The sequence below is a fragment of the Sphingomonas echinoides genome (assembly GCF_029623395.1).
Classification (GTDB): Bacteria; Pseudomonadota; Alphaproteobacteria; order Sphingomonadales; family Sphingomonadaceae; genus Sphingomonas; species Sphingomonas echinoides_A.
This window is the reverse complement of the sequence record NZ_JAPYKK010000013.1, coordinates 53,163-73,421: the sequence shown is the minus strand read 5'-3', so window position 1 is coordinate 73,421 and position 20,259 is coordinate 53,163. Positions and strand designations below refer to the sequence as shown.

16 protein-coding genes are annotated in these 20,259 nt (G+C 63.1%); 5 read left to right on the top strand and 11 right to left on the bottom strand.

The features are described from left to right. Positions 1 to 44 precede the first annotated feature (44 nt). The 3 genes from QBJ92_RS10025 to QBJ92_RS10015 all read left to right on the top strand — a co-directional run bounded on the left by QBJ92_RS10025 (position 45) and on the right by QBJ92_RS10015 (position 5,294). Entirely contained in the window at positions 45 to 1,223 is a 1,179-nt protein-coding gene (locus QBJ92_RS10025) for a helix-turn-helix domain-containing protein (RefSeq protein WP_277969546.1), read from the top strand. A gap of 173 nt (positions 1,224 to 1,396) precedes the next feature. Next, positions 1,397 to 3,445, top strand: coding sequence for a putative bifunctional diguanylate cyclase/phosphodiesterase (locus QBJ92_RS10020; RefSeq protein WP_277969545.1), 2,049 nt, complete (start codon positions 1,397 to 1,399; stop codon positions 3,443 to 3,445). 241 nt (positions 3,446 to 3,686) lie between these two features. Then, entirely contained in the window at positions 3,687 to 5,294 is a 1,608-nt protein-coding gene (locus QBJ92_RS10015) for an ATP-binding protein (RefSeq protein ID WP_277969544.1), read from the top strand. Between the two features lie 91 nt (positions 5,295 to 5,385). Here the strand turns inward: QBJ92_RS10015 and QBJ92_RS10010 are convergent, their stop codons facing one another. The 8 genes from QBJ92_RS10010 to fliG form a co-directional block, all read right to left on the bottom strand. After that, the gene (locus QBJ92_RS10010; RefSeq protein WP_277969543.1) at positions 5,386 to 6,057 is read right to left on the bottom strand and encodes a flagellar hook assembly protein FlgD; all 672 of its coding nucleotides are present in this window, start codon (positions 6,055 to 6,057) and stop codon (positions 5,386 to 5,388) included. A 12-nt stretch (positions 6,058 to 6,069) separates the two neighbouring features. Next, a complete protein-coding gene (locus tag QBJ92_RS10005; protein WP_277969542.1) occupies positions 6,070 to 7,128 on the bottom strand; it encodes a flagellar hook-length control protein FliK in 1,059 nt (352 codons plus the stop codon). Between the two features lie 726 nt (positions 7,129 to 7,854). After that, the gene (gene flhA, locus QBJ92_RS10000; protein WP_277969541.1) at positions 7,855 to 9,936 is read right to left on the bottom strand and encodes a flagellar biosynthesis protein FlhA; all 2,082 of its coding nucleotides are present in this window, start codon (positions 9,934 to 9,936) and stop codon (positions 7,855 to 7,857) included. Positions 9,937 to 9,946: 10 nt separating this feature from the next. Beyond that, on the bottom strand, positions 9,947 to 11,272 hold the full coding sequence (locus QBJ92_RS09995; protein WP_277969540.1) for a sigma-54-dependent transcriptional regulator: 1,326 nt from the start codon (positions 11,270 to 11,272) through the stop codon (positions 9,947 to 9,949). 4 nt (positions 11,273 to 11,276) lie between these two features. Next, positions 11,277 to 11,663, bottom strand: a complete 387-nt coding sequence (fliN, locus tag QBJ92_RS09990; RefSeq protein ID WP_277969539.1) for a flagellar motor switch protein FliN — start codon at positions 11,661 to 11,663, stop codon at positions 11,277 to 11,279. Next, positions 11,648 to 13,216 (bottom strand): flagellar basal-body MS-ring/collar protein FliF, encoded by a 1,569-nt coding sequence (gene fliF / locus QBJ92_RS09985; protein WP_277969592.1) that lies wholly within the window; start codon positions 13,214 to 13,216, stop codon positions 11,648 to 11,650. Before fliF ends, fliN begins: the two co-directional genes overlap by 16 nt. Before the next feature lie 141 nt (positions 13,217 to 13,357). Continuing rightward, positions 13,358 to 14,029, bottom strand: a complete 672-nt coding sequence (locus tag QBJ92_RS09980) for a FliH/SctL family protein (protein WP_277969538.1) — start codon at positions 14,027 to 14,029, stop codon at positions 13,358 to 13,360. A 24-nt stretch (positions 14,030 to 14,053) separates the two neighbouring features. Next, positions 14,054 to 15,088 (bottom strand): flagellar motor switch protein FliG, encoded by a 1,035-nt coding sequence (gene fliG / locus QBJ92_RS09975; protein ID WP_277969591.1) that lies wholly within the window; start codon positions 15,086 to 15,088, stop codon positions 14,054 to 14,056. Between the two features lie 115 nt (positions 15,089 to 15,203). Between fliG and QBJ92_RS09970 the strand changes: the two genes are divergently transcribed. Together QBJ92_RS09970 and QBJ92_RS09965 are read left to right on the top strand one after the other, a co-directional pair. Further along, positions 15,204 to 17,939 carry a hypothetical protein gene (locus tag QBJ92_RS09970; protein WP_277969537.1) on the top strand — a complete coding sequence of 912 codons (2,736 nt, stop codon included), beginning with the start codon at positions 15,204 to 15,206 and terminating at the stop codon, positions 17,937 to 17,939. Between the two features lie 2 nt (positions 17,940 to 17,941). Further along, a complete protein-coding gene (locus QBJ92_RS09965) occupies positions 17,942 to 18,364 on the top strand; it encodes a flagellar basal body protein (RefSeq protein WP_277969536.1) in 423 nt (140 codons plus the stop codon). Between the two features lie 57 nt (positions 18,365 to 18,421). Here the strand turns inward: QBJ92_RS09965 and QBJ92_RS09960 are convergent, their stop codons facing one another. From QBJ92_RS09960 to QBJ92_RS09950, 3 genes are read right to left on the bottom strand one after another with little or no spacing between them, the layout of a single operon-like run. Next, positions 18,422 to 18,844, bottom strand: a complete 423-nt coding sequence (locus QBJ92_RS09960) for a flagellar biosynthesis protein FlgN (RefSeq protein ID WP_277969535.1) — start codon at positions 18,842 to 18,844, stop codon at positions 18,422 to 18,424. Continuing rightward, complete coding sequence (locus tag QBJ92_RS09955; protein WP_277969534.1) at positions 18,834 to 19,142, bottom strand: rod-binding protein; 309 nt, start codon at positions 19,140 to 19,142, stop codon at positions 18,834 to 18,836. The genes QBJ92_RS09960 and QBJ92_RS09955 overlap by 11 nt, the downstream gene beginning before the upstream one ends. Further along, complete coding sequence (locus QBJ92_RS09950) at positions 19,139 to 20,221, bottom strand: flagellar basal body P-ring protein FlgI (RefSeq protein ID WP_277969590.1); 1,083 nt, start codon at positions 20,219 to 20,221, stop codon at positions 19,139 to 19,141. Before QBJ92_RS09950 ends, QBJ92_RS09955 begins: the two co-directional genes overlap by 4 nt. Positions 20,222 to 20,259 lie beyond the last annotated feature (38 nt).

Below are 20,259 nucleotides of genomic sequence, written 5' to 3'. Positions count from 1 at the left end.
CGGTGTCGTCGACATCGCGTTTTTCCGTACTGGATTGCGACCCCATGACAACACGAACCCGCTCCACGGCGCCGTCGACCACCAGCGGCGAACAATTGGCCGGGATGTCGGGCAAAGCGGAGCGATCGATGCTCGGCATCACGCCGGATCCCTATCGGGCGTTCGTCTTCCCCAACCGCGTTCGCGACCAGCGACAGCGCAAGGGTCTGCAGAAGCTGATGGCGCTCAGCGAGCGCATTCCCGAAATCCCTTATATTCGCCTGTCGAAAATCGAACGTGGAGAGATTTTCGCTCGTCCGGATGAATTGGTCCGCATTGCTGGTGCCCTCGCGATTGCGCCGGTCGACCTGTTGATCGACGTTGACGCCGCTGCGTTCGACATCGCGGCCTGGGCCGTCCCCTTTCAAGCCGTACGATCCGCGAAGATTGCGGAGGAACGGAATGCCGTGCTTCTGGCTGCAGCCCTGCGGCTGCGTCGCAATCAGGACCGGACGCTCACGATCGCCGTGCTCGACCGCGATTACGGGTTGCCCGCGGTCATCCTGTCGCGGCTCGGGAATGCGCAGAAAACCCTCGATCGCTGGAACGAAGCGACCGTCAGCGCGATCTATCGCCTGTTCGGCGTTGATACAGGGACGATGCTTCAGGAAAAGATTACCGCACAATTTTTGCGGGGCGATCTCGACGGCTACATCGAGGCGATCACTGATCCGGAAGTTCGGATGCTGCGCACGCGGCAGCGCGTCGCCGAATTGCGCGCGTCGCTTCTGGATACTGCCCCCGATGCAGCGGGCAAGCCCACGTCGCGCACCCCAAGTTCCCCCGCGCCCGCGGTGACGGAGAATACAGTCGCAGCTGAGACACGAATGCTGCGGGTGATCGGCACACCGTTGCCGAACGGCCTGATCGGCGACGCCGCTACCGATGCCGTCGTCGAAGCGCCTGCGCGCGCAGGCCCGCGTGCTTTTGGGGTGCGGGTGTGCCGTGCAACGCTTGGTCCCGGTCTGCCCGCGAATGCGATCGTTATCGTCGATCCGGACCGGGTTCCTGTCGTCGGTGGCGTCGCTGCGATCCGAACCGGGGAAGGGTATCGACTTGTCACCGTGACCTTCGATCGGAACGGCACGACCATGGGATATAGCGTCAGTCCGGATGTCGAGGTCAACATCGACGAGCTTGATCCGGCAGATGTTGCGTCGGTCATCAGCGCGGTCTTTCCCTGACGTCAAACCGCGCTCATTACTGTCGCAAGGTTGGTTCCATTCATCGCAACGCGTACCAATTCCTCACGGCATTTCACGACGGCCTAGGATAACATTCCTATAATGAATTAAAGCGTACCATCATTCGCACGTCGTGCGGCGGCTATCGTGGGATGCGCACAAGAGTGGAGCGCATGGTCGTGTCGTCAATCCCCGAACGGAAGGAGTTACTTCCGGATAGTCCTTCAGTCGCGGCCCCTTCATCGGTTTTAGCGCGCTTTCTCGACAGCCTGTTCCATTGGAGATCGCCGGATAGCCTGCTGATCGAACAGTTTCGAATCCTTCGGCTGCAACTTCCGGCGATGTACCTCACCATCGTCATCAACGTGCTGTTTCTCGTCTTTGTCTCGACACCCAAGGTCGGCAACTCGGTGTTCGTCATGCCGGCGTTCATTGGCTTGGTGATGGTCGTGCGGTTGGGAACGTTGGCGTGGAGGCGAACGCGCAAAACCAGACGGACGATTTCCGAGATCCGCGCCTCGATGATGATCACTTTGTTCCTGGCCGGAACCATCACCACTGGCCTGTATGCCTGGACTCATCTCATCGGCTTGAGCGACGTTCAATCGCGGACGTATGTCCCTCTGTTCACGACACTCTCTACAATCTGTTGCGCCATATGCCTGGCGAGTTTTCCGCTCGCTGCCTACATGGTGGTGGCGGTCGGGACGATCCCCATCTCGTTCTCCTTGATGCTGACGGGCGATACGGTTCTCACTAGCATGGGGGCCAATATCTTGCTGATCGCCCCGTTGATCGTCGCCATGATCTATCGGCAACACCAGCAACTCCGTCGCCTAGTGGCTTCGCGCAGCGAGATCGCGTTGGAAAAGGCCAAGGCCAGCCACCTGGCGTATCGGGATTCTCTTACAGGGTTGCCGAATCGCAGGCGGTTCCTCGACGAATTGGAGCAGGCACTGTCCGCCCTTCCGCGTTCAACCTTGGCGATCGTGATGATCGACCTGGACGATTTCAAGATCATCAACGACATGCACGGCCATCAGACCGGGGACGCGTTGCTCTGCGAGACTGCCCGGCGGTTCGAGCAGCTGGGCTTTGAAAATGCGCTGCCTGCAAGGCTGGGCGGAGACGAATTCGCCGTCCTCCTGAACGGCGTCGACAGTCTCGAGCATGCACGACGGTGTGCCGCCCAAATCGGTGCGGTCTTCGACCAGCCTTTCGTGTTTGCCGGTCAGACGTTCCGGCTGCAGGCTTCGCTGGGCATGGCGTATGACAGGCCCGACGTGACCACGGCGTTGCCGTTGATCAACCAGGCCGACCTTGCGATGTACGAGGCGAAGCGTCGACGGGACGACGCGACTTGTCTGTTTCAGCCGGACATGGAGGTTCCCATCCGGCGTCGGATGCAGATCGAACAGGCGCTTGCCACTCCGGCTGAAACCGACCTGATCCTGCTGTATTTTCAACCTGTGATCGACGCCGCGACCGGTCGCATCGACGCGTTCGAGGCGTTGGCGCGCTGGACCCATCCGACCCTTGGTGTCATTTCTCCGGCCGAGTTCATCCCGATCGCAGAACAGTCGCGGATGACGGGGCCGCTGACGCTTCACTTGCTGTCGATGGCGCTGCGCGCTGCGGCGTCCTGGCCGCCCCGCATTGGCCTGTCCTTCAACCTTAGTGGTGCAGAATTGAATTCGCCGACCCTCGCGATCCAATTGCTCGCGGTGTTGGATGCGCATGGGTTCGATCCCGGACGCTTATCGATTGAGGTCACAGAAACCGCGCTGCTCAGCGACTTTATGACCGCTCGGGCGGCGCTTTGCGCGTTGCAGGACGGCGGTGTTCGCATCTTGTTGGATGACTTCGGCGCTGGATATGCGTCGATCGGGTATCTGCGCGAAATCAGGTTCGACGGTATCAAGCTTGATGGCAGCCTGATCTCGCCGCTGATGGAAAGCCCGCGCGCGATCGATCTATTGGTTGGCGTCCTGCATTTATGCCTGGCGATCGGAGCCCCGGTCACCGCTGAAATGGTTGAGACAGCCGGTCAGCACGATCTGCTGTGTGCGCTCCGCGTGCAGAAGCTCCAGGGGCATTTCCTGTCCAAGCCCTTGACGGCGGAGCAGGCAATTCATGCGTGCAAGTTCGATGATATTCGGGCGGCGGGGAAAGGTCTCGACCGTCAGTTACGTCTCCGCAGCGCCGGGCCTTTGCATTCATAATCGAGCTGCTTGCACCTTGCTGCGTTGGAGGCGGACGCGCCTTGCGGCATTCATCTTCTGAAAGTCTGACATGTCGACGGCTTCGTCCATCCAGACACGAACCAGATGGCCGCCCGTAACTCAAAATAAAATCGACGATTTATCAATAATATAATATAGGATAGGTTTTTTTCTTCGACTGTGCTGCATCTGGCAGGTTGCCGATTCGGTAGGCGGCTGCTGACCGCGAGGGCACATGAAAATGGCAAGTACCGTCACTACGAAAGATCGGCTTTCCCATATTAGCGGAGATCGACGCTTCGTCTTACTCGTGGATGCCATCGAAGATTATGCAATCTACATGATCGATCCGGATGGCATCATCGCGACCTGGAACCGTGGTGCCGAACGGATGAAAGGCTATGGCGCCGACGAAATCATCGGGCAGCATTTTTCCTGTTTTTACACCGCAGAAGAACGTGATCAGGGTGAGCCGTTACGGGCGTTGCGTCTGGCGAGAGAGACAGGGGCCTACAAGATCGAAGCATGGCGGCTTCGCAAGGGGGGCGAGCGGTTCTGGGCCGATGTCTTGCTGGACCCGATCATCGACGAAGCGGGTGCCATATTGGGCTACGCCAAAGTTACGCGCGATCTGACCGAGCGGCTGGCGGCGCAAACCGCGATCGCCAGCGCACGCGAGGCCGTTGCGCAGGCGCAGCGGATGGACGCGGTCGGTCGCCTGACCGGCGGTGTCGCGCATGACTTCAACAATCTTCTGACAGTGATCCGTGGCAATGTCGACTTGCTGCAGCGACACGTCGGCAACGAAAGCCCGCAGGCCGTCTATTGCGCCGCCATTGCAGACGCGGCGAAGCGCGCGAGCAGCTTGACCGCTCAACTCCTCGCCTTCGCGCGTCGGCAGGCCTTGAAGCCAGTGGCCTTGGATTGCCGGGTCACCGTCGAAGCGTTGATGGACATGAGCCAATCGCTGGTAGGCCCCAACATCGCGATCACGCTTTCCGTACCCGTCGTGTCTTGTCCTGTGTTGGTCGATCCAGGCCAGCTGGATACTGCCATCATCAACCTGATCGTGAATGCCCGGGATGCTATCACCGGCCGGGGGGAGGTTCGAATATCGGTGAAACACGTTCCACATCCGATGGAAGAGCGGGGGAACGTCGGGGGAGGCGGTCATATAACGATTACGGTGGAAGATACCGGCAGTGGGATCCCGCCCGGCGACATCCCGTTGATTTTCGAACCGTTCTTCACGACGAAGTCCGGTGTCTTCGGAACCGGGCTCGGGCTTTCGCAGGTCTTCGGTTTCATCAGCCAGTCGGGTGGTGACGTCACGGTCGAAAGTACGATCGGAACGGGTACGGCGATCCGTCTCTGGCTGCCGCTGACGCATGAACCGCTGGAGGCACCGGTGCCACACGTCTCCGAGCCAGAGGCATATCGCAACACCGAACGGGTTCTCGTGGTCGAGGACAATGCGGCGGTTGGAAAGCTCACCATCGAAGTTATTGGCGAAATGGGGTGCGCCGCCGTCCTTGTCGGAGACGGCCACGCCGCGCTCGAGGAATTGCGCACGACACGATTGCCGTACGACTTCGTTTTCTCGGACATCGTCTTGCCAGGAATGACCGGATTGGAACTTGGTGCCGAAGTGCAGCGCCTCTACCCCGACACGCGCGTCGCGCTGACAAGCGGGTATAGCGATGCTCTTGTAGAAGAAGGCTCTACCGCGTTCGCCTTCATTCAAAAACCTTACACCGCCGCGCAGCTCGTGCTGTTCATTCATGAGTTCTTGGATCATGCGCGGAGGGACGGAGATACAAGCACCGGCACGCCGCCAGCGTTGCCGTAGCGGTCAGCATCCGTCGGTGCCTGTGATCCCGACGACGTTGCGACGGCTCGGCAGTGCTCGACCTTATCTTGCGCGGCAATCCGCGTTCCGTTCACGGCGTCGCGGCGAGCCGGACGAGCGCAGACATCGGCATGGGCACGCCGTTGACACCGAGTGATACAGATCCGTTTAGCGCGTTGACATCGCTAACCGTGCCGACACTGTGGATCGTGACCGGGACTGCAACGCCAGCGGCGTTCAGGGCCGTCAGCGACAAGGTGTAGGCACCCGCTGCTGCCTTTCCGCCGTCAGCGAGCGTGCCGTCCCAACCATAACTGCCACTGTTGCCTGAAAGTTCGACCGTACGCGTGTCGACAACCTTACCCGCGGCGTTCGTGATCGACATCGTACCCGATGTCATCGCGCCGGTCCCGGAATAGGTCCAGCTCGCGGGTTTGGCACCCAAGCCCGAGACGGCGGAATTGAACTCCGCTTCGCGACCAATGAACCCCGATGCCTGTGCCATGCTTTGGGTCGATAGACTGGCGAGGATGTCCTTCAACGTACCGCTCTGCTGCACGGTCTGCTCGACTTGCGAATATTGCACCAGCTGCTGGGTGTATTGTGCGCTGTCCATCGGACTCAGCGGGTCCTGATTCTGCATTTGCGTCGTGAGCAGCTTCAAAAACATGCTGAAATCGCTGCCGATTCCCTTGGTTGCGGGAGGATTCGCTGTAGCCAGGGTCTGCGAGGTGGGGCTTGTGGATGGGGTAACGACAGACATTGTGCGCGGCTCCTATGCGATAACGTCGTAGCGACCACTGGTGCGCAGCGATCGGTAGGGGGTTTGTTCGAATGTGGCAGTCGTGCCGAAGCCGTCGGGCTCATCCGGTTTCGAGGGTCCGATTTGCCACGGAGACCGGGACTGTCCGCTTCCGCGGTCCCCGCCGCCATCGAAGCGGAGGCTCTGGCCATCGCTTCGGAAACCGGCATCGCTCAGCGAACGGCTGAGATCCGCGCTGTCCCGGCGCAACATGTCGAGCGCAACAGGACTGTCGGCGGCGATTACCGTCCGCAGGCCGCCGCGATCGTCGAAGGACATGCGTACTTCGATCCGGCCAAGCTTGGCCGGATCGAGGCGAACGACGAGTTCGGCGCCGCCGACCGAGATGCGCCGGGCGATCTCCACCCCAAGGTCCTGCCCGATGTGCCCGGGCTGAGCCGAAATCGTCGGGACATGGGCCGGCGCGCCCGAGGATATGAGCGTCGCGATCGGTGGAACGATGACCGGGCGCATCGGCTCATTTGTCCCATTGCCGACGATCGTCGCTGCTGGACTCGCACCAACATCCGCTTCGGGAAGCAGCACGGTAAACGATGCCGTGGTCGCGGACCCTGTCGGATCAGCATCGGCCGCCGAGGAGAGTGTCGCTGCGTCCCGTGTCGATACGCTCGTGTCCGCGATGCGGGACCCGGCGAGCGCCGTTGCCGGCGGCGGAACCGGCACCGCCAGGGGAACTGACAGCATGGGCACCGGTATCGGCACCGCCGTGTCGGTGGTGGTCGTCACCGTCGGCATCGAGGGCTTCGCTGCGTCGGGGACGCGCGGTGATGGTCGGTCTCGGCTTACACGAGCCGACGTGGCCAGTTGCTCGGACCCTGTGGCAAGTGAAGCCCGGTCGGATGGCAGAGACGGCGCCGTCGGAATCATGGGAAACGTGCCACCAGTCGGATCGGTCGTGGCTGGCTTGACCGCAATGGTGTGCGACGGATGCTTTTCCTCGGTGACGTCGGGCGATGCGGGCTCCAGGGGCGTGTCGGTCGTCGCCGCCCGAACGCCTGCACCGCGCTCCATGCCAGCGGGCACGTCCGGACTCACCGCAAGCGGAGTTCCAGCCGGCGTTCTGGGTGTGGATCCCGTGCTGACAATACCGGTGCTCTGCGTGTCCGTATTTGCCTTCGCCTGATCTGCAGCAGCCCGTGGGAGGGTGGTTACGGGCGGTGCGGCTTCGGCTAATGGTTCGGGAGGCGCGCTGGGACCGAAGTCCGACCCTAGCCGCGGGGCAACCGCACTGTCGGCTGCGGGCGGTACAGACACCGCAACGCTTGCCGCGATCGGGGCAGGGATCGTCGTGGCGTGCTGGACCGCAATGGTGACGGTCTGGGCTGCCAGCATGTTGGGCAGAGCGGGCGCTGCGGACGAAAGCAGCGCAGCGCGCACCGCGAGAGTCTCGGCTGGCGGAACGATTGGCGTCGCTGCGGGAGACTGTCCAGACGCAATGTCCAAAGCAACGTCTGGAAGCGTGCTGGCGACGACCGTGTTCGCCGCGGCAACCTGCGTGGCAGTCGCCGTGCGGGGGCCTGGTCGTATTGCGCCATCGCTGGGCGTCCCCGAAGCCATCCCCTCACCGATCGCGCTGGCGAAACCGTCCGACGTCACAGTCGAGGGTGCAGGATCCCGTGACGGCCCTTGTGGCCAGCTTTTTTGTAATCCTGCCGTGGCGAAGTTCATCCGGATCCTTTCCGCGGAACGTCACGCCGCCTATTTCCTTATAGGATAATATACTGCCGAGAGCTGGTTTCAGCCGATCGTGCCGAGTGCACGAATGCGCGCGCGGGCGTGGATTTCGTTCTGCGACAGCACGACGGTCGCTGGCCGGACGCGCTCGATGATCGAGCGTACGAACGGGCGGATCGCGGGGTTGGTCAACATGCAGGGGATTTCACCGCCGGCCGCCAATCGATCGTACGTTTCGCGGACCGAGGCGATGAACGCCTGCAAGCTCGACGGCGCCATCGCGAGATGGCGGTCGTCACCCTGACCGATGATGCTGTCGGCGAATTCCGTGTCCCAATGCGCCGAGAGGGTGATGATCGGGATCGATCCCTCGCGCGTCTGCTGCGCCGAGATCTGCCGGGCGAGCCGACCGCGCACATGTTCGGTCATCTGCGTAAGATTATGGCTGAGCGGTGCGGCTTCCGCGATGCCTTCCATGATCGTCGGAATATCGCGGATCGAAATCCCCTCGGACAGCAGGTTCTGCAGGATCCGCTGGACGCCTGAAATCGAGATCTTGGCGGGTACGATCTCGGCGACCAGCTTTTCCGAATCCTTGTGGATTTCGGTGATCAGCTTGTGCGTTTCGGTGAACGACAACAAATCGGCGATATTGTCCTTCACCAGTTCGGTGAGGTGCGTTGTGATGATCGTGCCACAATCCACGACCGTCAGCCCGCGAACGCCCGCCTCGTCCCGAAGCGCGCGGTCGATCCACAAGGCGGGCAAGTTGAAGACGGGTTCGCGCGTTTCCTCGCCAACGATGCCCAGATTGCCGCCACCGGCGTTGATTACGAGCAGTTTGTCGAGCCTGATCTCGCCGCGCGCCGCTTCGGTTTCCTTGATGTAGACGATATATTCGTTGGCTCGGAGCGCCATGTTGTCGATGATCCGCACCGACGGCAGCACGAAGCCGAAATCGAGCGCCATCTGCCGCCGCAGCGCGCGGACTTGATCATCGAGCCGGGGTTCGGCGTTTGAATCGTTGATCAGCGGCAACAACGCATAGCCGATTTCTAGCCGGACCGCGTCGATTGCCAGCGTGCGCGAGACGGGTTCGTCGACATGTTGCGCGGCCACATCGGCTGTAGCCTCGGCGATCCGTTCGGCGGTCGCTTCGGCCTCGGCACGCTTGGTCATTTTCCAGGCGAGCCACCCGCACAGCCCCGCAAAGGCAGCGAACGGCACGAACGGCAGTCCCGGCATGATCGCGAGGCCACCCATCAGCACCGCCGCCATGCCGAACGCTTTTGGATAACGGCCGAGCTGGACGCCAAGCGCGGTGCCGGTCTTGCCGGTGACGCCGCCCTTGGAGACGAGCAGGCCGGCCGCGGTCGAGACGATCAGTGCCGGGATCTGGCTGACCAGCCCGTCGCCCACGGTCAGGATCGTATAGGTATGGAACGCCTCGCCGATCGGGACGCCGTGGATGACCACGCCGATGATCAGCCCGACCACGATGTTGATCGCGGTGATCATCAATCCGGCGACGGCATCGCCTTTCACGAATTTGGAGGCGCCGTCCATCGCGCCGTAGAAACCGCTTTCCGCCTCGATTTCGGTCCGGCGCGCGCGTGCCTCGACTTCGGTGATCATGCCTGCCGACAGATCGGCGTCGATCGCCATCTGCTTGCCGGGCATCGCGTCCAGGCTGAAGCGCGCGGCAACTTCCGCGATGCGGCCCGACCCCTTGGTGATGACCACGAAGTTGATCACCACCAGGATCGCGAAGATGGTAAGACCGATCACGGGCTCGCCGCCCATCAGGAATTCGCCGAACGCGCCGATCACGCCGCCCGCGGCATGACTCCCCTCATGGCCATGCGCCAGGATGAGCCGGGTCGAGGCAAGGTTGAGCCCCAGCCGGAGCATCGTCGCGATCAGCAGGATCGTGGGGAAGGCGGACAGTTCCAGCGGCTTTTCGATGAACAGCGCGGTCATCAGGATCATCACCGACAAGGTGATCGACAGCGCCAGTCCCATGTCGAGCAACAAGGGCGGCAGCGGCAGGATCAGCATCGCGATGATCGCGATGACGCTGCCCGCCAGCGCGAGATCGCGGTTGATCCCGAAGCGGCGGATCAAGGTGTTGAGGGTTGCGGTCATGTCCGGCGGTTCACAGCGCGGGTGAGACGGGAATCCCCGCCTCGATGAAGGTCTTCAGCTTGTTGCGCATCGTCCGCACCGAAATGCCGAGGATCGTCGACGCCGAGGTCCGGTTGCCGCGGCAATGGTGCAGCGTATGGAGGATCAGGTCGCGTTCCATGTCCTCGACCGTACAGCCGACGAAGCCGTTGCGGTCGATCACCGTCGCGGGGGCAGCGCCAAGGCTGGCGCCGTCGATCGTCACGATCGCGCTGGCGGCAATGCTGGGATCGCGATTGAGCAGCACCGCACGATGAACGGTATCTTCCAGCTCGCGGACATTGCCGGGCCAGTCGTGCTTCTGAAGCAGGCCGATCGCCTCCTTGCCGAAAGGGCGTGCGGGAACATCGTTGGCGAGCGCAAAGCGATCAGCGAAATATTGCGCCATCGGGACGATGTCACCCGGCCGCGCGCGCAGCGGCGGCACCGCGATCCGCACGAGGCCAAGGCGCGCGAGCAAATTGCCCTGGAACAGGCCCTTGGCAACGCGCATGTCGAGATCGGCGGCCGTACTCGCCATGATCCGAGCGCGGAGCCCGGACGGCTCGACAATCGGATGATGGACATGCTGCCCCTGCAACGCCGTAAGCATCCGTGCCTGGATAGCGGGCGACAAGGCTTCCACGTCGCGCAGGAACACCGTGCCGTCATAGGCTTCCTCAAGCCGTCCCCGCCGCCGCGCGATCGCACCGGGAAACGCCCCGACCTCGTGACCGAACAGTTCCGATTCGAGAATGTCGGTGCTGGTGCTCGCACAGTCGATCGCAACGAAGCGCCCGCGTCTCCCGGACGCGTCGTGCATCGCGCGTGCGAAGATTTCCTTCCCGCAGCCCGCTTCGCCGACGATGAGGAGCGGGGCATTCGAATGGGCCATCGCCAAGCCGAGCGCGAGGGCACGGCCCAGCGCCGGGTCGTCGCCCACCATGCGGGTGCCGTGCTGCGCGACCGACAGGATGGCCGCGGCAATCAAGTCGGCCTGCGGCGGGAGCGGGACATAGTCGCGCGCGCCGGCGCGGATCGCAGCGACGGCCCGGTCCGCGGGCGCATCGATCCCGCAAGCCAGCACGGGGACGGCGATCCGTTCCGAGCGGAGTTGCGCAATGAAGCTCCCGACGTCTTCGGCGATATCGATCATCACGATATCCCCACCGTCGTCGCGCAGCATCAGCAAGGCGGTCTTCGCGCAGTCGGCCAGCGCGACATGCGCGCCTGCGTCGCGCGCCATCGCGGCGGCAAGGCTAAATTCGCTTCCGGGGGCACCGACGAGCAGCAAGTGAATCGGGCCGGTGGCGTGCATCGGTTCAGCGCTCCTGACGAACGATTTCGGTCAGCGTCACGCCGAGCGAATTTTCGATCATGACCACCTCACCGCGCGCGATCAGGCGGTTGTTGACGAAGATGTCGACCGGCTCCCCGACGCGTCGGTCGAGCTCGATGACCGCTCCCGCCTTCAGCTGCATCAATTCGCCGATCGCGATCCGCGCGCGTCCGAGGACTGCTTGTACCTTTACCGGTACGTCATAGACGGCCTCCAGGCTCGCTGGCCCCTCATCCGCCTTGGCGGTGCTATCAGGGCTGCCAAAGTCCTCCAGGGGCGGGAATTCGCCGGGCATGACTTCGGTCGCGGTGACGATGTCGTGCTGTTCGGTATCCATGGTTTCGAAGCTCTCCATCACGTGTTCATCCATTGGCGGATCACCGACGCCGCTTCAGCAGGGCTGCCGGAGATGGCGTCGCCGATCTTCTTGAGCGACGACGACTTGATGCGGCCGTCGACTTGCGCGAGCGCGATCTCCTGATCGAGCAAAGCGGTATCCTCGCCGGCGTCGCGCATCGCTTCGATCTGGAGCATGGCGTCGGGCTCGCCATTGGCGGCGCGTGTGGCCAGCGCTTGGGTCTCGGACGCCTGTGCGGCGAGCAACCGCACTTCCTCTGCCTGCTGCGCGGCGGTGATCTTGGGGCGGAGCATCTTTAGCGCGATCAGGCCGACCGCTCCGATCACCAACAGCTTGAGCAGCCCGAACAACTGGTCGCTCGATGCCCAGGAGAACCAGCCTGGCTTGGTGTCGGCAAGCGTGTCGACGGCGGCAAAGGTCATGTTCTCTACGACCACACTGTCGCCGCGCGTGGCATCGAACCCGACCGCATTCTGGACCAGCCGGGTAAGCCGTTCGATCTGTGGGGCGGGCAGGCCCTTGCGACCGCCATCGACCATCACCGCGACGGTCAGGCGGCTCAACTTGCCGGGCGATCGCACGGTCACGGTATGGGTCTGGCTGTTCTCGTAGGTCGTGTCCTCGGACGTTTCGTTGCGGGCCGACTTGCGGCTGTCGCCCGTTGCTCCGGGAACGGCGGGCGTGCCCTGGTTCTCCGGCAACTGCGTCGCAACCGAGGCCCCTGACGCGCTAGCGCCATTTTCGTTGCTCTGGTCGCCGCTTTCCACCGTGATCTGATGGCCGATCACTTGCTTGTCGGGATCGAACACGCTGGTTTCCTCGCGCGTCTGGTCCCGCCCGACCTGAGCGGAAACCTCTGCACGGACCTTGCCGGCGCCGACGATCGGCTCGAGCATCGCCTCGATCTGGGAGCGCAGGCGGCCTTCGATACCGCTTTCGCGATCGTCCGCCTGCGACGCCCCCGCTTCGTCGGCTTCGCCTGCACGGGCGAGTAGGGCACCGGACTGATCGACGATCGACACCTGTTCGGGCGATAGTTCGGGAACCGAGGAAGACACGAGATAACGGATCGCCTGGACGGCGGCCGCCGGGAGCTTACCGCGCGTCTTCAAGGTGACGGCGGCGGTCGCCTTGCGCGATTCCGCAGCGAACATGGCGCGTTCGGGCATCACGATGTGCACGCGCGCACGGGCCACGCTATCGAGGCTTTCGAGCGACTTCTCGAGCTCGCCCTCGATCGCGCGCGTCTCATTCATGCGTGCGCGCGAAGACGACACGCCGAAGGGCTGTTCCGCGTCCAGCACGTCATAACCGACTTTGCCGCTCAATTTGTCGGCGGCCATCGCCATCCGCAGTTCGGGGAGCTTATCCTTTGGCGCCATGATCGAGCTGCCATCGGCGGACAATTGAAACGGGATGTTTTGCGCGGTCAGCTTGGCGGTGATCGACTGCGCGACGGCCGGATCAAGGTCTGTATAGAGAAACCCCATCTCGCTCGAGCCGCCCCGCAGCGCGACCGCCGCCAACACGCCAAGCAACGCGAGCGCAACGCCGCCCATCATCATCAAGCGGCGCGTGCCGAGCTGGGCGATGAAGTTTCGCAATCCGTCCAAGGTCATCCCCGTTCATGCAGCGGGGCTACATTCCCCATCCTTCATTATAGGATAGGTCGACGGAAAGTTTTGCCGGGTAGGAAATTCTTGCCGTCAGACGGGCTGGGCGACGGCGAGCGGCTGATCGAGCCCAAGCTCGCTCAGGATCGCCGCACGGCGCGCGGCAGCGTTCAGCGCCAACCCGCCCTGCTCCCAGGATATCAGTGCATCGCCGACTGCGAGCGTCGGGTCGGCAACCACCGTAAGAGCGAGCCGACGCCGTTCGCGGCTCTGGTGACCGGCGATCAGTTCTTCGGTCTTGTCGACCAGCGCGGGATGGACGCGGATCTGCAGTTCCTGCCCGCGCGCAACCTGCGTCAGCACGCGCGCGATCGCTTCATCGATCGCGATTGCGGGATCCATTTGCAGCGCACGCGCCGCCAGACCATCCGCGGCGGCCATCGCGACGTCGGCTGCGGCGGTGGCAAGCCGCCGTTCGATCGCGCCAAATTCCTCCTCAATCGCTTCGATCGACGCCTGCATCGCATCGGTCGCAGCCAGCATGGCAGCGGCTGTTTCCTCACGCGCCTGCGCGAGGCCCCGTTCGAAGCCATCTGCCCGTGCGACTGCGGCACAGGTATCACGCTGCGTGGTCAACAGATCGATTTCTGCGCGCAACGTGATGACCAGCTCGACGGCGTCCGCCGGGAGGAGGGGGGCGCCAGCCTGCGGCATTGCGAATACGCGATCGAAGGCGAACGGCTTGACACCGAAGGAAATATCCATCTCTCAACCTTATCCCGAATTGCGCTAGATGATCATCGTGTCGTCGCTCTTCGGGTCGACCAGCATGATCTCCCCGCGATCGGCGAGGGATTTTGCCAGCCGGACCAGCGCGCTTTGTGCTTCCTCGCACTCACGTGCGCGGACCGGGCCCATGCCTGCCATGTCTTCCTTGAGCAGTTTGGCGGCGCGGTCGGTCATGCCTGAGAAGAACAGCTCGCGCATCGGCGGTGGCGCGCCCTTCAGGGCCAGCGCCATCTCGCGCTTGTCGGCGTTGCGCACGATTGTGGCGATCGCCGGCAACATCAGGTTGCCAAGATCCTCAAAGGTGAACATCAGCGCACGAATGCGCTCGGCAGCTTCGGGTGCGCGCTCGTCGAGCGCCGTCAGCATCGCTTCCTCGGTCGCGCGGTCCAGTGCGTTGAACACTTCTGCCATCGTTTCGTGCGGATCGCGTCGTTGCGAGCGCGCAAGGTTGCTCATGAACTCGCTCTTTAGGGTGTGTTCGACTTCGATTAGCACCTGTTTTTGGACGGTATCCATCCGCAGCATGCGCAAGATGACATCGACCGATAATTCGCGGGGCAACTCAGCAAGCACGCGCGCACCATGGTCAGATTTCAGCTTGCTCAGGATCACCGCGACGGTTTGTGGGTATTCATTCTTCAGATAGGTTGCGAGCACCGTTTCGCTGACGTTGGACAGTTTATCCCACATCGTCCGGCCGGAGGGGCCGCGGATATCTTCCATGATTTCCTTGACGCGATCGTCGGGCAGGATCCCGTCGAGCAGCCGCTCGGTCGTTTCGAACGACCCATGGAGCGAGGCCATGCTGGAGATTTCCCCCGAGAACTGGACCAGCAGATGCTCCACCACCGCCGACGGGACGCGGCCAAGCTGCGCGATCGCGCTCGATAGTTCGCGCACCTCGTCACTCGACAGCAACTCCCAGATCGGCGCGCCATGCTCCTTGCCGAGAGCAAGCATCAGCGCGGCGGCCCGCTCATGGCCAGAATACTTCTTGAGTTCGGGTGGCTGGGTGATCGGCGCCATCATACTCATTCGAAATCCAGTCGTAACGGAAAAGGTCGCCAATAAGTGAACGATGAAGCGTTCTCGTGACCGGCCTTCACCTATTATAGGAGTATGACGGACAAATCTCCGGGAAGGTTATGACGTGGCGATAAATCTTTCCAACGGCCTCGCGGCCTTGTCGATGCTTTCCGGGACCAATAGTTATACCGGTTTCGGGGCGATGCCGGCCGTCGATACGCTGGCGGTGCGCAAGGCCAAGGCGCAATTCACCCTAGCGGCGACGACGCCGCCCTGGAAGCAAACCGCGAGCACCACGCCGGAATCGACCCAGGTCTCCGCGATCAAGCGGCTGGCGACGATTATCGATAACACCGTTTCTACGCCGAACGCCGGGTCCGCCGACGTCCAGACCGCGTTCACGACGTACAAGGCGCTCGACAAGCTCAAGCTGCTTGCTACCGCCGCGGCACGCACCACTGCCTCGTCGGCAGAACGCGCATCGCTGCAGGCTGCGTTCGGCAAGGGGCTCGCGGATCTTCAGACGTTTCTGGGGCAGGCGAGTTCGGACAAGGTCGAACTGTCGTTCGCGTTGCCGACACGTCGTGCCGAAACGGTGTCGCTTGCGAAGTCGGACCCGGTAAAGTTCAGCGGTACCGGCATTCTTGCGACGCGTGATGCGGCCCTCCCGGGTCTGACCGGGACCGAGAAGTTCACCGTTACCCTCGACAAGCCTGGCGCGACCGATACCTTCACGGTCGATTTGACGAACACCGTCCAGCCGCCAACGCTCGATTCGGTTTCCAATGCGATCAACGCGGCAATCACGGCGGTTCCCATGCGCAATGCGGATGGCTCGGTCGTTCTCGACAAGGACGGCAACGTTACGCCGCGTTGGCTGGTCCGGTTCGTGCCGGACAAGAGTTCGGGAAAGTGGGGATTTGCCGTCAACGCGCCGAATGGCTCGGAACGCGTTTCGATCGACCAGATCGGCGCGCCTGACTCGCTTGTGGTCGCCAGCGGGCAAACCGCGGTTGGAGCGCCGGCGGTTTCGACGATCCTGCGGTTCGACGATCTTGCCGGAACGATGACGCGCAAGACGATCGCCACGATTGCGGGGATCGACACTGCGGCCACCGCAACGGCCAAGCTGACGGCCGCCAAGCCGGTCGTCGGTGCCGCTACTGTTGCGCCGTTGCAGGCAACCACCACCACGCAGGCAATCGCTACCGATGCTGCCGGCTTCAGCTATGCCGTCGGCACCAGCAGCGGTGATTTTCAGTCCAATCGCTCGGGCGGAAACCAGGATCTGTTCCTCACAAAGCTGAGCAGCGAGGGCGCGGTCGTCTGGCAGCGCAGCCTCGGCGCCTCGAGTGGCGCGCAGGGTGCCGCCGTCGCCATCGCCGCGAACGGAGACATTACCGTCGCCGGTACGGTGAACGGTACGTTCGACAGTTCCAGTTCGGATGGCGACATGGTCGTCGCGCGCTACAATGCCATGGGGGACGAGCGGTTCACCACCGTGATCCACGCCGCCGGCGCAGACACCGCCAATGCAATCGCGGTAGGCGCGGACGGATCCATTTTCGTCGGCGGAAAGTCGGCGAACGGCGGCGGCGATGGCTTCCTTGCGCGGATCGATTCCGCCGGTAGGCTGCAAGAGCGTCGCACGATCAACGAGGGCGGCAGCGAGTCCGTCACTGCGCTGGCAATCGGCGCGGACGGGAACGTGCTTGCGCTGACGAGCCATGATGGCAACGCCGTGGTGCGCCGGATCAGTGCGACCGCACTTGGCACGGATCTCTCCAGTCTGTCGTTAGGCCACGCGGATGCGCGGGCGATTGCGGTTGCAGCCGATGGCACGATTGCGGTCGCAGGGGCAACGAGCACGGCGCTGACCGGTGCCCAGGCCAATGCGATGGCGGGCGGTCGCGACGGGTTTGTTACGCGCATCGACAGTGCGCTGAGTGCAGGCACGACGTCCTATCTCGCGACCGGGGCAGACGACCAACTCGACAGCGTGGCGTTCATGAACGGTGCGCTGTATGTCGGTGGGCGAACCACCGGGGCGATGGATGGCACGCGGCGCGGCAGCGTGGACGGGTTTGTCGGTCGGATCGATGCGACCAATGGTGCGATCCAAAGCGTGACACAGTTCGGCCAGGCGACGTTCCAGACCGAGCCCGTGCGCGTTGCCGCTGGCGTTGGAGACGATACCGTGCTCGGCGCGCTCGGTCTGCATCGTGGTGCGCTCAATCCGGAAACGTCCGAGAAGCTCGTTGCACAAACCAGCTTGCGCGCAGGCGACGAATTCTCGCTGCGCATTCAGGGGGGCGCCGCCAAGAAGATCGTGATCCAGGCAGACGATACGCTGACGACGCTGGGCGATCGCATTCGGCGGTTGACGGGCTCTAAGGCAACGGTCGCCACCGCGACGGTGAATGGCGCCTTGGTGCTGCGCATCGATGCCAAGACCGGATCGTCGGTCGCGCTCGTCGCCGGTGCCAAGGGAAAGGACGCGCTTGGCAAACTCGGCCTTGATCCGACGCGCCTAGCGGTCCCGCCGCTTCCCCAGAGGAATGCGCCGAAGGTCCGACCCGGCGGCAATTTCGGACTCGCGCTGACCGAGGCCCTGAACGTCTCGACCAGCAAGGACGCGGCGGCAACGCTGAGCGTGATCAACAATGCGATCTCGACGACACAGACCGCCTATCGGTCGCTTTATTGGGACGCCGGCAAGGTCGCGTTGACGAACGGCGCGGCGCCCAACTCGGCCGGGACACCCGCACAGCAGGCGCAACTTGCCAGCTATCAGGCAGCGCTCAACCGGCTGACGCCCGTCGCCGACGGCAGCGCCAGCACGTTCTTCACAGGATTTTGATCATGTCCATTTCGACGCCCCCCTTGCTGGCCGGGATAGGCCAGGCGATGCGACATTTGTCCGATCGGCAGCGCGTCATCGCGCAGAACATCGCCAATAGCGAAACGCCCGGCTTCAAGGCGCGCGAGGTGCCAGCCCCCAATTTTTCCAGCCTCGTGTCCGCGCAGGACACCGGCAAGCCAGCCGTCACGCGTCCGCGCATCCAGTTGAGCAACGGGATGTCTGCGCTGGGTGCGCGTCAACCGATGAACGGGAGCATCACCATCGATTCCGACGTTTCCGAGACCAAGCCGGATGGCAACAATGTCGTGCTGGAAGACCAGTTGCTCAAGATGGGCCAGATCCAGGCCGATTTCGCGACGATGACGAGCCTGTATCGCAAGCAGATCGGCTTGCTGAAATCGGCGATCGGGCACGGGCAGTGAAACACGGTCGGCCAAGGTCCCGGACACCGGGCTTGGTCGACCGCAATCGCGTCGCGGTTACAGGTTTGCGTTGACCGAGATCGGCGTCGCGAGTTCGACCCGGGATACGATCCCGCTCGCGCCATAGATTGCGCTGCGCATGCCGGACAGGCGCCGCGCTTCGGTCGCGACCGCGGCCATCATCTCGGTAGAAAGATCGATCTGGCGCTGCAGGACACGCGCGTTCGCCTCCGCCGATCCGCAAAGCTCTCGAATCGCCGCGCTCATCGTGTCGCGTGTTTCGTCGTCGAGCGTCGCCAGCCAGTCGGCGCGCGTCCGATCGTGCGTAGCGGTCGCAATTTCGAGCGAGGCAACGAGTTTGATCTTGGCCGTTGCCATCTCGGCAAAATCGCTGTGGCGGGTCGGTGACACGAGACGCGCGGTCTCCTCGTCCATGATCGCAGTCAGTGATTGGATGATATCGATGAACTCACTGGCCATTGCCGGATCCCCCTTGCATCTTGATAATCTGCGCCATGACGGCGGGTGCCAGACCGACACCCCCGTTCTTGGCAATTTCGGTACCAAGCTTTTCGGCCAGGATTCCGCGAAACATCGCTTCGCCGTGCCCGCCGGAAAACTGGTCCCCGACGTCCACGCTTTCCATCATCAGCTGAGTCATCTGGCCGAGAAAGACGGCTTCGAATTTCTCGGCGGTCTGCTTTGCGTTTGCGATCTTGGGTGAGGGCGGCGGCGTGGCCGCCGCACTGGTTTGCACCGCTGGTGGTACCGACATCATTGTACCTCGATTTCCGCCTGGAGCGCACCCGCGCTTTTGACCGCCTGCAAGATCGTAATCAGATCGCGCGGGCTGACGCCGAGGCGGTTGAGCCCACTGACAAGCGACTTGAGCGAGGTCCCGCCGGTGAGGAGCGCGAGCGACCTGCCGCCGCCGTCGTCGACCGCGATCTTGGTCCGGGGCAGGATCGCGGTGGTGCCGTTCGACAGCGGTGCTGGCTGCGAGGCGACCGGCGATTCCGAGATGCTGATGGTCAAGCCACCCTGCGCAATCGCAACCGGACTGATCTGGACATCGGTTCCCATCACCACCGTCCCCGATGCTTCGTTGATGACGATCCGGGCGCGTTGATCGACCGTCACTTCGAGATTCTCGATCGCCGAGACCAGACTGATCAACGATCCGCTGAAGCCGCCGCGTGCCGCGATCTCGACCGTTGCAGGATCGAGCACTTCGGCCGCGCCACCGAACCGTGCGTTGATGACCGCTGCAATGTGTTGCGCGGTCGTGAAATCGGGATTTTTGAGCGCCAGTTTCAGGCTGGTAGCATTCTTGAAGGCGAAGTTGACTTCGCGTTCGACGATCGCGCCGCCGGCAATCCGCGCCGATGTCGAGACGCCGCGCGTAATGCTTGCGCCGGCGCCCTGCGCCTTGAACCCGGACAACGCTACCGGTCCCTGCGCTACGGCGTAGATCTCACCGTCGAGCGCGCGGAGCGACGACACGAGCAACGTTCCGCCTTGCAGACTGGTGGCATCCCCCAGAGACGAAATCTGTACGTCGATCTGCGACCCGGCGCGCGCGAACGGCGGCATGGTTGCGGAAATCGAGACCGCGGCGACGTTCTGCGTCTGCATCCGGGTGCCTCGAATGTTGACGCCCATGCGCTCGAGCATGGCCTGCATCGATTCTTCTGTGAACGGAACGTTTCGGATCCGGTCACCGGTGCCGGCCAGGCCGACGACGAGGCCATAGCCGACCAACTGGTTGGGCCGGACGTTCTCGACGTCGACGATGTCTTTGATGCGCGGTGCGGCCAGCGCGGCAACCGGCACGAGCATTGCCAGCAATGGGGCCATCAATGGAGCAAACAGCAGCACCGGAACCCGCCTCGAAA

Coding starts and splice junctions, on each gene's coding strand:
- QBJ92_RS10025 (WP_277969546.1), top strand. CDS start 45: ATGACAACACGAACCCGCTCCACGGCGCCGTCGACCACCAGCGGCGAA.
- QBJ92_RS10020 (WP_277969545.1), top strand. CDS start 1,397: ATGGTCGTGTCGTCAATCCCCGAACGGAAGGAGTTACTTCCGGATAGT.
- QBJ92_RS10015 (WP_277969544.1), top strand. CDS start 3,687: ATGGCAAGTACCGTCACTACGAAAGATCGGCTTTCCCATATTAGCGGA.
- QBJ92_RS10010 (WP_277969543.1), bottom strand. CDS start 6,057: ATGTCTGTCGTTACCCCATCCACAAGCCCCACCTCGCAGACCCTGGCT.
- QBJ92_RS10005 (WP_277969542.1), bottom strand. CDS start 7,128: ATGGAGCGCGGTGCAGGCGTTCGGGCGGCGACGACCGACACGCCCCTG.
- flhA (WP_277969541.1), bottom strand. CDS start 9,936: ATGACCGCAACCCTCAACACCTTGATCCGCCGCTTCGGGATCAACCGC.
- QBJ92_RS09995 (WP_277969540.1), bottom strand. CDS start 11,272: ATGCACGCCACCGGCCCGATTCACTTGCTGCTCGTCGGTGCCCCCGGA.
- fliN (WP_277969539.1), bottom strand. CDS start 11,663: ATGGATGAACACGTGATGGAGAGCTTCGAAACCATGGATACCGAACAG.
- fliF (WP_277969592.1), bottom strand. CDS start 13,216: ATGATGATGGGCGGCGTTGCGCTCGCGTTGCTTGGCGTGTTGGCGGCG.
- QBJ92_RS09980 (WP_277969538.1), bottom strand. CDS start 14,029: ATGGATATTTCCTTCGGTGTCAAGCCGTTCGCCTTCGATCGCGTATTC.
- fliG (WP_277969591.1), bottom strand. CDS start 15,088: ATGAGTATGATGGCGCCGATCACCCAGCCACCCGAACTCAAGAAGTAT.
- QBJ92_RS09965 (WP_277969536.1), top strand. CDS start 17,942: ATGTCCATTTCGACGCCCCCCTTGCTGGCCGGGATAGGCCAGGCGATG.
- QBJ92_RS09960 (WP_277969535.1), bottom strand. CDS start 18,844: ATGGCCAGTGAGTTCATCGATATCATCCAATCACTGACTGCGATCATG.
- QBJ92_RS09955 (WP_277969534.1), bottom strand. CDS start 19,142: ATGATGTCGGTACCACCAGCGGTGCAAACCAGTGCGGCGGCCACGCCG.
- QBJ92_RS09950 (WP_277969590.1), bottom strand. CDS start 20,221: ATGGCCCCATTGCTGGCAATGCTCGTGCCGGTTGCCGCGCTGGCCGCA.